12 protein-coding genes are annotated in these 13,495 nt (G+C 45.7%); 8 read left to right on the forward strand and 4 right to left on the reverse strand.

Features of this window, described 5'->3' with window-relative positions:
* Positions 1–2 precede the first annotated feature (2 nt).
* The 6 genes from MKS89_RS07805 (at position 3) to MKS89_RS07830 (ending at position 6,759) form a co-directional block, all read left to right on the forward strand.
* On the forward strand, positions 3–1,469 hold the full coding sequence (locus MKS89_RS07805; protein ID WP_072957856.1) for a D-alanine--poly(phosphoribitol) ligase: 1,467 nt from the start codon (positions 3–5) through the stop codon (positions 1,467–1,469).
* A complete protein-coding gene (gene pigJ, locus MKS89_RS07810) occupies positions 1,466–3,835 on the forward strand; it encodes a prodigiosin MBC biosynthesis protein PigJ (protein ID WP_072957854.1) in 2,370 nt (789 codons plus the stop codon). Before MKS89_RS07805 ends, pigJ begins: the two co-directional genes overlap by 4 nt.
* 38 nt (positions 3,836–3,873) lie before the next feature.
* Entirely contained in the window at positions 3,874–4,188 is a 315-nt protein-coding gene (locus MKS89_RS07815) for a RedY/HapK family protein (RefSeq protein WP_072957852.1), read from the forward strand.
* Entirely contained in the window at positions 4,172–4,915 is a 744-nt protein-coding gene (locus MKS89_RS07820) for a 4'-phosphopantetheinyl transferase family protein (RefSeq protein WP_072957848.1), read from the forward strand. Before MKS89_RS07815 ends, MKS89_RS07820 begins: the two co-directional genes overlap by 17 nt.
* Entirely contained in the window at positions 4,909–5,958 is a 1,050-nt protein-coding gene (locus MKS89_RS07825) for a nitroreductase family protein (protein WP_077316219.1), read from the forward strand. The genes MKS89_RS07820 and MKS89_RS07825 overlap by 7 nt, the downstream gene beginning before the upstream one ends.
* A 72-nt stretch (positions 5,959–6,030) precedes the next feature.
* Entirely contained in the window at positions 6,031–6,759 is a 729-nt protein-coding gene (locus MKS89_RS07830) for a DUF1295 domain-containing protein (RefSeq protein ID WP_072957846.1), read from the forward strand.
* Positions 6,760–6,817: 58 nt separating this feature from the next.
* On the opposite strand, the gene MKS89_RS07835 is transcribed toward MKS89_RS07830, so the two are convergent.
* The 3 genes from MKS89_RS07835 to MKS89_RS07845 form a co-directional block, all read right to left on the reverse strand.
* Positions 6,818–8,551, reverse strand: coding sequence for an ATP-binding protein (locus MKS89_RS07835; RefSeq protein WP_072957843.1), 1,734 nt, complete (start codon positions 8,549–8,551; stop codon positions 6,818–6,820).
* Positions 8,551–9,675, reverse strand: a complete 1,125-nt coding sequence (locus MKS89_RS07840) for an FIST signal transduction protein (RefSeq protein WP_106406949.1) — start codon at positions 9,673–9,675, stop codon at positions 8,551–8,553. Before MKS89_RS07840 ends, MKS89_RS07835 begins: the two co-directional genes overlap by 1 nt.
* A 151-nt stretch (positions 9,676–9,826) precedes the next feature.
* The gene (locus MKS89_RS07845; protein WP_072957838.1) at positions 9,827–10,189 is read right to left on the reverse strand and encodes a hypothetical protein; all 363 of its coding nucleotides are present in this window, start codon (positions 10,187–10,189) and stop codon (positions 9,827–9,829) included.
* Between the two features lie 322 nt (positions 10,190–10,511).
* Between MKS89_RS07845 and fnr the strand changes: the two genes are divergently transcribed.
* Positions 10,512–11,261: a fumarate/nitrate reduction transcriptional regulator Fnr gene (fnr, locus tag MKS89_RS07850; RefSeq protein ID WP_038179334.1), complete on the forward strand. Its 750-nt coding sequence runs from the start codon at positions 10,512–10,514 to the stop codon at positions 11,259–11,261.
* Between the two features lie 133 nt (positions 11,262–11,394).
* Positions 11,395–12,342: a universal stress protein UspE gene (uspE, locus tag MKS89_RS07855; RefSeq protein ID WP_072957835.1), complete on the forward strand. Its 948-nt coding sequence runs from the start codon at positions 11,395–11,397 to the stop codon at positions 12,340–12,342.
* A 131-nt stretch (positions 12,343–12,473) separates the two neighbouring features.
* Here the strand turns inward: uspE and ttcA are convergent, their stop codons facing one another.
* Positions 12,474–13,385, reverse strand: coding sequence for a tRNA 2-thiocytidine(32) synthetase TtcA (gene ttcA, locus MKS89_RS07860; protein ID WP_072957833.1), 912 nt, complete (start codon positions 13,383–13,385; stop codon positions 12,474–12,476).
* Positions 13,386–13,495 lie beyond the last annotated feature (110 nt).

Genomic DNA, 13,495 nt, shown 5'->3' on the forward strand with positions numbered 1-13,495 from the left:
ATATGGCGATACCAACGATTTTAAACCGTTTGTTATCTCATATCCGTCATGCACCGGATCGTTCAGCGCTGCGTTGTGGAACGCAGCACTGGCGCTATGCACAACTGGGTCAACGGGTGCTGCAAATTGCTGCAGCACTACAGCAGATGAATGTATCTCGTCAGGGCATTTTGCTCAATCTGCCCAAAAGCCCGGATACAGTTGCAGCGATTTATGCAGTCTGGCTGACGGACAATCACTATATTCCGGTTGATTTCAGTCAACCGGAATCGAGAATCGAGCGGATTATCGACATTGCCCAGCCTGCCCTCATCATTGATCAGGATTGGCTGGATTCACTCGATCATCAACAAATGCCGATAGCAGCTATTGAAGATTTCCAGACCTTCAGTCATTCGCTTGCGGCGGTGTTATACACCTCAGGCTCCACCGGCCAACCCAAAGGTGTTCAGCTCACTCATACGATGCTCCAATTTTTTGTCGAATGGGCTATCGCTGATGTGACATTACAAGCGGAAGATACATTGGCTAACCATGCCAGCTTTGCTTTTGATCTGAGTACGTTCGATCTGTTTGCCGCAGCCTCCGTCGGCGCTTGTGTCTGGATTATTCGAGAATCCGAACAGAAAAATTGTCCGGCTTTAATTGAAGGGATTGCACAACACCAAGTCACGGTGTGGTACAGCGTCCCGTCGATTCTGGCAATGATGGAAAAAAGCGGTCTATTGAATCAAGATGTGACAGTGTCACTAAGACGTGTCATTTTTGCCGGAGAGGCCTACCCGATTGCGGCATTTCGTCAGTTGCTTAAACATCTCCCCCGCCACTGTCGGATCAGTAATTGGTATGGCCCGACTGAAACCAATGTATGCACCGCTTATACCATTGATCGAGACCGTTTATCCCAACTGAGTCATATTCCTATTGGTTATCCGCTCTCCGGTCTTCAAGGCGACATTGAAGATGATGCCGGCCAGCGTCATCGAATCCCAGACTGTATCGGAGTCAGTGGTGAGTTATTGATTTCAGGCCCTTGTGTGACACCGGGCTATCTGAATGCTCCCGAATCGCGACAAACCGCGCTCCATGCCAAACAGTGCCATGCAACCGGAGATCGCGTGGAGATGACGCCAGATGGTCTCATCTATCGTGGTCGAATCGACGATATGGTCAAGATCAACGGCTATCGGGTTGAGTTGGGAGAAATTGAGTCGGCATTATACCAACATCCTGCGATTCAACAGGTGGCCTTGTTTGTCGAACTCGGCGAACTAAGCCAACAATTGGTCATGGTTGCGGTTTTGAAAACACCGGATACCAAATTGAGTCTGCTTGCCATCAAGCAGTTTCTCCGGGAGAAATTGCCCGCTTATATGTTGCCGCAGAAACTGGTGATCACGGAACAATTACCGATGAATCCCAACGGCAAAGTAGACCGCAGACGTTTATCGGAGGTCACGCCACGATGAGTTCAGAGCAATCGAACAACCGGCTGGCAATTGTCAGTATCGGATGCGTTTTCCCCGGTCAACGCGATTTTAATCATGTGTCAGAGCCACATGCATGGCAACAACTGGTGCAACAGCATTACGGTTCGCCATGGCAGCATTTAGATACGGCGCTGGACGCCAAAGCTCCTCTCTCTATCGGCCAAGTCAGTGATGAGGGCTTTGATTTCAGAAAATTCGCGATCCCCCCGCTGTTTCGCAAGGCGGTTAGTAAAGAAACCCGGCTGGCATTGCTTGCGGCTGAGGATGTATTCAAACAGATTTCGCTCCCTGAATCCCTACGGGACCACTGCGATCAATTTTGTGCTGTGCATCTGGGGAGCGACGCAGCTTATCGTAATGCTGCGAAAGTTCAGGTACTACGTCAACTTGGCGATCAATTGATAGGACATGGCAATACACCGCAAGAAACCGAACAACAAATTGATGCGTACAAACAGCAACTGGCGCAAAACTTGGGGGCCTCTTCCCATGACCGTATCGGTGAAATGGCTTCCAGCATTCCAGCTCGGATTGCACATTTTGCTCAGACCCGCGGGAAATGTCAGACCATCGATGGTGCGGATCTCGGGGGATTGCGACTTTTACAACTGGCGCAAGATAGCTTTCGCTGTCAAGACAGTCAGATTACCCTTTTGACATCGATTCAATGTTTTCACCATGCCGAGCAAGCCAACCTGTTACTGGAACAAGGCGTCTGCGCAAATCAGACTTGGCTGGAAGGTGCGATTAGCCTGCTGGTTTGCCCCGTCAAAGTAGCTCAGGAGAACCAATGGCCGGTGCTTGCTGAATTAGGTGATATCGACACGCTGCCATCAACGGAGATAACGCCAGATCCCGGTAACTATTTTGCCGGTGCCAATCAGGTGTTCTGTCAGTTACTTGAGATGCTGCGTGAGCAACAACAGCACTGTTGCGGTCATTCATTCACCGGTCCCGGATGGCAAATTAGTCCGACATCGGTCAATAAGACAATTGCTCATCCACAGGCACCGATCCAGATTTCGGATTACTGTCCGCTGACAGCGCTCGGTTGTGACAAGCCACCATTTTGGCAAACGTTGGCCCAAGGGGACGATACCCTTCAGCCATTATCTGCCGAACAACTACATCAGGTAGCATTGTTTCGTCCCCATCCCCAGAAACTCAGCACCTATATTCACCAGGCGATGTGCTTTCCCAGCCACAAAATTCAGGATGTGGCTGCCGAGAAACCGATGATGCCAGCCAAGCAACACCGCTTGGATGTCACCCAGCAATACCTGCTCAATGCCAGCACACGTTTATCGCTGCCGTCACCCGATCCTCAGCGTCGTACAGCGATTATTGTCGCAACTAATTTATCGTTGACACCCGATCGGGTTCGTACTGCGCGTCATTTATGGAATCAATTACCTCAAACGTTCACACTCCCTCGCCCTCAGCCGCAACCGCAAAACCGTTGGAACTGGTATGGTGCCAGTGGTATCGGCTCAGCGATGTTGCTCGCACAGCAATTAGGGATTGAGGCAGACTGTTATGCGGTTGAGGCTGCATGTGCCAGCTCGATGGCCGCCCTGCATGATGCGGTGAGAGCATTGCAGTCGGGACGTTACGATCAAGTGATCGTCGCTGGTATTGAAATGGCTACGACGGAGCGCGATTTAGTGTTGTGCAGCGCCCAGATGATGCTCTCAACATCTCGGATCCGTCCGTTTGCCGATAAAAATGATGGTTTTACGCCCGGTGATGGCGGTGGGGTATTTATTCTCGCCCGTCACCCCGACAACTCAGCAGCACTTGCGACGATTCGTGCGATTTCCGGCTCATGCGACAGCCGCTCAATGACAGCACCGGATAAGGAAGGACAAGCTCTCGCGATAGAAAAAACACTGGCATTGACTGACGTAACACCGGAGCAGATTCAATATATTGAAGCTCACGGAACCGGAACCGCTCTGGGGGATATCTCAGAAATCAGTGCGATTCGACAACATTATCAGCGCGAAAACGGCGCAACAGATACAACACAACAGCAGGCACCATTATTCATTGGCTCGGTGAAATATAACTTCGGTCATTGCTTTGCCGGTGCCGCAGCACTGAGCCTGTGTAAAGTGCTCAGTGCATTTGAACATGAACAGATTCCACCGATGCCGATCCACGGGCAAATCAATCCTCAGTTGATGCTAACGGATCTTCCGGCTGATATTCCTCAGCAACCGATCCCTTGGCCTTACCCTGATGCAGGAGGACGTATCGCAGCCATCAACTCATTCGGTACAGGCGGGATCAATTACCACCTGATCATCGAACAAGCCGGTGGTGCAACGAGTCACTGTGAATAACGGATATTGAGAACCATAAATGAAAGAAGGACAAAAAAATGAAAACAATTGTGCATAAAATTCGCCTCAAAGATATCTCCCTGTACCACGAGTTTCGCGACTGGGTCATTCATACCGACTATCAAGCTTGTCATCAGCTTGATTCTGTTCTGGCATTTGATGTGATTGATGTCAGCCAGCCCGCCGATGCGCAATTCCATTTGATTGAAATCATTCGCGTCAGCGGTCTGGAAGCATTCGAGCGTGATATGCAAACCCCTATCTTCCAAAGTCTGGTTGCCCGTTTCGAGCAAATGGCCGAAGTCATTGAAGAAATTTCCGGAGAAAGAATCGGCAATGGTTATCAACAGTGAAGACCATACACACATCACCAATCAGTATTCAGCGGGCACGGATGTGCCTCGCTTAATGATTGCACAAGCATGTTTCGATGAGCATACAACGGTCACTGACAGGCGATCGCAGGTCAGGCAACAGGCGCGTTGGCAAACCAAACGATGGCTGAATCAGGTATGGCGTACTGCTGCTGTGCCGTTTAGCAGCCCTGTTAAAAATGCAGTTGCACCGAAGACTAAATGCTTTGAGTTTAATGTCATACATACTCAGCAAGGTCAGCCAATCGGCTTTCATCCAGACTTAGGTGTTCGCGGTGTATCCGTCAGTCACAGTGGTATTTGGTATGCAATTGCCACTGCATCGCAACCGTCATTGGGGATTGATCTCCAATGCTACCGACATTTTGGCTCGTCAGCCCGGCAATGGGCTTTCACTGCCGGAGAATGTACGCAATCCATGACGTTACTTTGTGCGGCTTGGGCGGTCCGAGAAGCCTTTTTGAAAAGTCATGGTGTCGGGCTACCGCATTTATTGCGGAACATCGACATCGACTGGCAACAACAGCGGGTATCGGATCCTGCTGCAAACCTGAGTGAACGGATGTTCCGGATGGTTTATGGCTTATATTGGGTTTGTGCGATCTGTTATTGTTCCGAAAGTGAGCGTCCAGAATGGGATGTAGCAACATTATCGACCACTGTACCACTGACCGTTTCATCCGCCAGGAGCACATCATTATGTTGACGACATCGTTTGAACAAAACTTGGCTGGTGCGATTGAAATTGCGCGTTCAGCGCCCTCTTCTCATAATTGCCAACCTTGGGCTGTGCACTATTCGCCCGTATCCCGCACTGGCTATCTGGCCATTGATCGGTGTCGGGCTTTGAAAGGGCTGCCGTCATTAGAAAATGAAATGCTCATGAGCTGTGGAATTTTCTTTCAGTATATTGAGACATTAATGCGTCATGCCGGTACTCCGCTACAGTGGACATGGTTCGATGAGTCTCATACCACACCGACACTGCCTCAAGAGCAAGATGGTCTCATCTGTTTTTGTCCGACGGAGCAGCAAACTGCAAATCCGGATGCTTATCATGATCTGGCAGAGCAGATCCGCCATCGTCATACCAACCGTATGCCCTACGAAACAACAACGCTCTCCGCACGACAACAGTTTCAGCTTCGGGAAATATTCACTGATGCCCCTGTCCGGTTAGACATATGGCAAGATCAAACCAGTCGCAAACAGGTTGCTGATTTAGTGTATCAATATGCGGCACTGGACTTTGCCGACAAAGCAGCTTGGCAGGAAACTTATAGTTTTATTCATTTTGATAAAAACAAGCCGGTTGAGGATGGGTTTTACCTCCATCATCTATTTGGCAAAATCCCTGCTTATATGGCGTGGTTGTTCCGGATCGGTTTTCATCCGAAACTGAACCGATTCACCCGCCTCCTGCGGTTACCTCAGTTCATGGCTCGCGAGTTCTCGAAACTGACCGGACAAGGACCGCAATATCTGGCACTGAGCCTTCCCGATCCCAACCCGCACAATCTATTTGTGACCGGTATGAGACTGGCTCAAGTGTGGTTATTACTCGAGCAATGGGGTTGGGGGATTCACCCACTCAGTGTGCTCGTTCAACACGATTTACCCAAAACAACACTGGCAAATACGCTGGGAATGACTCATCTGCCAATATTTTTTGCCCGATTTGGGCAAATCAAAATTGCAGCAGAGGTTTCGCCCCGACGTCATTTAGACAGTATTTTAACGATCGATTAATTTTTTAACGATCGATGAAGCCCTCAGCGACAAGAGGGAAAATATAAATTGTCCTCGCAAGAAGGAGTTATTATGGAAATTTGGATCACGTTAGTTGTCATTATGTTGGTTTTATCCGGCCTGTCTTATCGTGCCACTCGAAAAGCACAAAATACCCGCCCTATGTTTATCTGGGGATTTAATAGCATGGCCCCCGTTGCTCTCGCCTACTGTTATTGGGGAACGGGTGATTTTGGACATAAAGCATTAATTATTATATTTGTCGGCTTTTATTTACTGCGGATGAATATTGTATTAACGCGTTGGTATGTAAATACTGCCGCAGCGAAACTTGGTGGCGTTATTCCCGAACAACAACAACCCATGTTGGCGGTGATGATGGTCAATATTTTCGGTTGGCTCTACTGCTTACCGTTTTACTGGGCGGCAGATCAGCAAGGATCATTCGGTGCCATGCAATGGCTGGCTATTGTTGTCTATATTATTGGTACCATTTACCACTTCGGGAGCGACTACCAGAAGCGCCGTTTCAAACAGAACCCGAACAATCGCGGCAGACTGTTAAACACCGGTTTTTGGGGGACATCTCGCCATCCCAATTACTTTGGTGATTTTCTGATTTTTGTCAGTTTCGGTCTGCTCGCCAATCACTGGATTGGGCTAATTGCTCCACTCACGAATATCGGACAATATTATGGTGACGCCATTCCGAAAAGTGAAAAAATGTCTGGCGAACGCTATGGCAAACAATGGGAAGATTATAAACGGAAAGTGAAATGCTTTATTCCGTTTGTCGTGTAACCTGATACCACATCATTAAAACGAATTAAAACAACCAGTCCGTTTTGGGGCTGGTTGTTTAGCGGTTTTCATTCAGATATTTATCGACGATCGCTTGGATATGATGCTTTCTGAACGGCTTAACAATAAAGTCATCCATTCCCGCCAGTAGGCACTTATCGCGATCTTCTGGTGTTGAATGGGCCGTTAAGGCCACGACCGGTGTAAGAATATTGTGATGACGTAATCTTTTAGTCGCCTCTATCCCATCCATAACCGGCATAGAAATATCCATCAGAATCAGGGAAAAATCAGTATTCTTTACAATAATATCCAGAAATTCTTGCCCATTCTCGGCAATAGTGACACTGTAACCCATTTGTTCTAACAGAATCTGAATAACCATCTGGTTGGTTTTCGTATCTTCAACCACCAATACATTTTTCTGGGTGAGTGGTTGGTGCGAGGAAGAATCCCTCGGTGGTAATTCAGGTTGAGAGACCTGATATGTTTTTTTCAGACACAGCGGTAAATTGACATGAAAAGTTGTCCCTTTTGCTAATCGGCTTTCAACATAAATATGCCCTCCCATGAGATCAACAAGGTGTTTTGTGATCGCTAAACCAAGCCCTGTCCCCCCATAGTTTCTTGTTTTGGTACTGTCAGCCTGAATAAACGGTGTAAATAAATGATGCAGTTTCTCCGGTTTAATCCCAATACCTGTATCAGCAACAATGATCGACAACTGATCATCCACCGTATTGAGTTCAACGCTAACTTCACCTTCATCAGTAAATTTGATCGCATTTCCAACCAGATTAAAAATAATCTGCATGAGCCGGACCGGATCAACAAAATATTCATATTGGTCTGAAACCTGAGCTGAAATGTGAAATGTCAGATTTTTCTGTTCGGCATTACTTTGATAATGCTCCAGAGAACCGAGCAGACGTTCGTTTAAATTGGTCCATTGACGATGTAATTTAAAGTGTCCGGATTCAATCTGACTGACATCCAAAATATCGCCGATAATCACGTGTAGTAATTCTGCAGAATGTCCCATGCGAGTTAATAGATCACTCTGATAGTCATCTGAGCCTTGCTGCAAGATATCGATGATACCAATCACCGCGTTCAGCGGTGTTCTCAGTTCATGACTCATCATTGCGAGAAACTGAGATTTAGTTTCATTGGCTTGTTCGGCAATCTGGCGGGCTTCTTGTAACTCTTTGGTTCGCTGATCAACGATACTTTGCAGGGTTTCTTTATGCTCGATTTCACTGATTGCACGTTCGATCAATGGCCGAAAACGGAGGAATGTTGACTTGGTATCGGTGTTGAATTGACCATTTTCAGATCCGAGTAATAATAGGACCGAGTCGCTGGCTTGGGCTCGGATACCAATCATCAGTGCCATCCTGATGCTTTGCCTGAGCGATTCACCTAAAAAGCTAAACTCAGCAAGGGAATCAGGCTGGAAAAGTAGAATACATTCTCCATCGAGCACCCGTTGAAATTTATTACCGTAGCGCCAGTGTCTGTCTTTAAATACGCGATTGGTTGTCAGAAACGTGGTAAAAGTCAGTTCTGATTTCTGTTTAGAAATGACAATGAAGTCGCTGAAATCAATGTATTGTCCCAGCACTTTTTGGAGTTCATCAAATATCTGATATTTGTTTTCTGAATTGCTTAACGCCGACAGTGTTGCCAAAATGGTTCGGTTTTCTTCAGCCAGACTGATTTCCCGCTCCCGACATCGCCTCAATTCGAGTAAGGTTTCATTCAACTCTTCTATATGCTCAAGATTTTTCATCACGAGAAAGACTCCGGCTCATATAAAATGGCAGATGAAATCATCAAATTACCATGCGCATTTTCACCACCGACAAACCGCCCTTGCTCACCATAAGTAAACGGACAGATAAAAGGTTTGTCGTTTAACTGCTCACACATCTGTTTCTGTACACTCTGAATATCACTGCCCAATCGAGCCATAGCACCGGCACAAAAAATAGAGATGGCTCCGAGGATTTCCGAGTGGGTATAATTCTTAGCACTGGCTTCTTTCAGGACTCTGGCCGCTCGATTCACCAATTGTTCTCGGGAACCGGTCATCAGTGTAATCTCTTCACCGACTTGAACATCAGCAAATAGTTCCAGCCCGCCCCGTTCCGTGATTCGTCTTGGATGGGTCAGCTTATAATAAGGTTGCTCATAGATTTGTCCGGCAACTCGTCCAAGCGGGAAACTCGTAATGTGTTGGTAGACATATTCATCGGAAATCAGCAGACTGGAATGATCACTGATCCAAGCCTTATAAACATCAATTGCAGGTTCATCATCAATTTCCTCAAGCAGGCGACCATGAGATTTGGTGATGGTTCCGACACATTCAGTCGGAGAATAACCGGCACAGAAACCTGTTGCCACAACGCTGAGAGGAAAACACAGTTGAACGGCAATCGCATTACCAGACCAGCCCTTGTCGGTCATCACAGACCATCGCTGCTGAATAAGATTATCCGCCGCACTACCACCAATTATCGGCACTGACATGCCAAAAACAGTATCTATCGCAGCGATAATTTCTTCTTCATATCCGGGAATCGCGTGTAACACAATCAGATCGGGAACCTCACCACAGCGTTGTGCGTGTTGTAATGCCTGCTGAATTGCCTCTTGAACGGCGTCATTGATTGTGGCGTGATTTGCAAATTCAGCAAATCCTGTTCCAAACGCGCAGGTGTCATGTTGAACGGCCATTAAGGCAATCGTCGGCCCGTTGAAATAGCCTTTTTCTGTCATGATGCCTTGATATGACGAACACCCCACTATCGGGACATTCGGTAGCTGACGAGTCAACTCTTGCCATAAAATTTCCGGGGCATAGTCTTCAGTATAGTAAAAAAATACACCGCGCAAGTAGGGACGATCCAACGCAGAAACAAGTGAAGTGACGGCCGCAACCGGATCGATAACCTGAGAAACTTGAGTTAAAAATCGCACCTTGCCACCGTTTCATGATTCTTTCCACTTATTGGGCATTCTAACAATAATTATATGAGATACAATCGACTTAGTAGCGTTTCTATCTGTTTTTTATATGGATAATATATTTTTTATGCATACCGGTTACTAAGGTAAACTGAGAGCGATTTTCAAGCGCCAAGATCAGCTTCATTTGACCGTTTTCATTCTTCTCAATCTGTGGTGAGATTTCTACGATGGACCAATTTTTTTGAGCCGGAAACATTGAAATGGTACCCGTCTCTTTATCATCGCTTGTAATGAAAGTGGATTGACCATCAATAGCAACCTGACACGGATAGTTGCAAGAAAGTTGCTCAGGATCCGAATAGCGATAAGTTCGCCAGAAAAATGCAGCAACTAAAATGGTTAACATCACGATGATATGAATCAATCTTTGTTTGGTGAGTTTTTCTGCAGGCATAGTGACTTCAATATTCTCAATCTCTGATGAACAGTCGATAAAGACTGTTGAAAAGCGTTTAGTCTACCACTGAAGCCCGATCGGAGGAAATTCGGTTCGAATGATTTGTATGCCATAAGTAGCGTGTTACAATGAAGATATACGCTCATTACCTTGAGCAAGAATATGTGACTAGAATACAGGTATCATTCAGGTAAAGTTTATCTGTCAATTTTACAAGAACGCTATATAATCGCCTGATTCCTGTACTCTTTTTTTAACTATTCTTTATGTTCAAGGAATGGTAAAATATTGATGTATATCAAGATAGTGAAAGGTTATTATGATTTCAGATAAGCCAGGTACGAAACGGATTCAATCTGGAGGGTGTGCGATTCACTGCCAGGATTGCAGTATTAGCCAACTTTGCATTCCTTTTACTTTGAATGAGTCTGAGTTAGATCAGCTCGATCAAATTATTGAACGAAAGAAGCCTATCCAAAAAGGACAAGAACTATTTAAAGCCGGTGATGATCTCCGCTCGTTGTATGCAATTCGGTCCGGAACCATCAAAAGCTATACGATTACTGAACAAGGTGATGAACAGATTACTGCTTTTCATCTGGCAGGTGATTTAGTTGGTTTCGATGCAATTACCGGAGACAGCCACCCCAGTTTTGCCCAGGCATTAGAAACCTCAATGGTTTGTGAGATTCCTTACGAAATCTTAGACGATCTATCAGGGAAAATGCCCAAGTTACGCCAACAGATCATGCGCCTGATGAGTAATGAGATTAAAGGCGATCAAGAAATGATTCTGTTGTTGTCCAAGAAAAATGCAGAAGAGCGTTTAGCAGCCTTCCTCTTCAACCTATCCACTCGTTTTGCGCAACGTGGTTTTAGTCCGCGTGAGTTTCGCCTTACAATGACTCGAGGCGATATTGGTAACTATTTAGGCCTGACCGTCGAAACGATCAGTCGCCTATTAGGTCGATTCCAAAAGTCGGAAATCCTGAGTGTAAAAGGTAAATATATCACGATATTAGATCACGATTCTCTCATGGAACTGGCTGGCGTCTCAGCGGATAGCTAACCATCATCATGATACAGTTCATTCATGGAATGAGCTGTATCAAAATTCTACAGACTCCCCGACAATTTTTCTCATCTTCCTCCTCCTTTTAAGCTAAAGTTGTATTGAAGCCCCATGATATGAGGGAGATATAATGAGTATTTACAATAATATTCTTGTAATTGCAGATGTTAACCATGATGAGCAATCGGCTCTTGCGCGAGCAATGCTGCTAGCCAAGAAAAACGAAGAGATTAGTCACATCACGTTGTTCCTCTCTATCTATGATTTTTCTTATGACATGACATCCATGCTTTCTGCTGACGAACGAGAAGCGATGCGTCGCGGCGTTATTCATCAGCGAGAGGCTTGGCTCAAGAGTGTCGCGAAACCTTACATCGACGATTCGATCGATTTCACGGTCAAAGTCGTTTGGTACCATCGCCCCTATGAGGCAATTATTGCTGAAGTGTTTTCCGGGCAATACGATATTTTAATCAAAGCAACACGTAAACATGACTTCCTCGAATCGGTGATCTTTACACCAACTGACTGGCATCTGATGCGTAAATGTCCTGTCCCGGTATTACTGGTGAAAAATACTGAGTGGCAGAAAGAATCTAATGTAATGGCTTCTGTACATGTCGGTTCTGAAAATGAGGTTCATCATTCATTGAATGTAAAACTCACCGAACAATTACTGAGTATTGCGGATCATCTCGACGCAACGCCGTATTTAGTCAGTTCATATCCGGTCACACCGAGTAATATCACACTTGAGCTACCTGAATTTGATATCACGGCCTATCGGGATGCAGTCCGCTCCCATTGTCTGACATCGATGAAAGAGCTGCGCCAGTCTTTCGGGATTGACGATGAACAAACCATCGTAGAAGAAGGTTTACCTGAAGATATTATTCCAAAACAAGCGAAGCAACTGAATGTAGCCATGGTGATCATTGGTACGACAGGCAGAACAGGATTGTCTTCAATTTTTATCGGCAACACCGCAGAACATGTTATTGATAAAATTGACTGTGATGTTTTGGCAATTAAACCGGAAGGATATGTCAGTCCACTTGATCCGAATCAGAGCTCGTAGATTAAATATCTAAACCAATATCAGAATGTATATGGACAAAAAACCTTGCGTCAATAACGCAAGGTTTTTGTTTGAGGTTCATTCGACCCATCTTGAACCATACCACTTGTCTGACTTGGTGAATATTCAGCCTACACGTTTGTTACATCAATAAACATGGATTCATCGATATTTGCTGAGGATCCAATATTCGTAGAGGATACAATGGCTTCACTATAAGCGTATTCACCTCGGTCCCCTTCACGCGCCAGCGGCAGATCCATGAAATCAAACAGTGATTTATCTGCCAATTGACTTGGACTCACATTCTGCAGCGATTTGAAAATACTTTCGACACGTCCGGGGGTTTTCTTATCCCATTCCATGAGCATCGCCTTAATCGCCTGTCGCTGTAAATTTTCCTGAGAGCCACACAAATTACAAGGAATAATCGGGAATGCTTTATGCTCGGCATACTGAATCAGATCTTTTTCCCGACAATAAGTTAATGGTCGGATAACAATGTTACGCCCATCATCAGAGCGAAGTTTCGGTGGCATAGCTTTCATCCGCGAGCCGTGAAACATATTCAGAAACAAGGTTTCAACAATGTCATCCAGATGGTGTCCAAGCGCGATCTTTGTTGCCCCTATTTTTTCAGCAAACGAATATAAAGTACCGCGACGAAGCCGAGAGCACAGCCCACATGTTGTCTTCCCTTCCGGTATTTTTTCTTTGACGACCGAATAAGTATCTTTATCCACAATATAATACGGAATATTCAGACTCTCAAAATACTGCGGCAGTATATGCTCGGGAAATCCAGGTTGTTTTTGATCGAGATTTACAGCAACCACATCGAATTGAACGGGTGCCGCTTTTTGCAGGTTCAACAGAATATCTAACATCGCAAATGAATCTTTTCCGCCACTGATACAAGCCATCACAACATCATTTTCTTCAATCATGCTGTAATCAATAATGGCATTGCCAACATTTCTGCGCAGACGCTTCTGGAGTTTGTTGAACTCAAGGGTTTCTTTTCTGGTATCTTTTTGATTCATGACGACTTCTCACACTGTCGATTATTCCGACTGTAGATTACTGCTAGGTTCTCTGTAGGGCGTGGATTATACGGATTTTTCGCGTGGGTTGAAATATATGTAAATCGCTA

The sequence above is a fragment of the Vibrio gazogenes genome, assembly GCF_023920225.1.
Classification (GTDB): Bacteria; Pseudomonadota; Gammaproteobacteria; order Enterobacterales; family Vibrionaceae; genus Vibrio; species Vibrio gazogenes.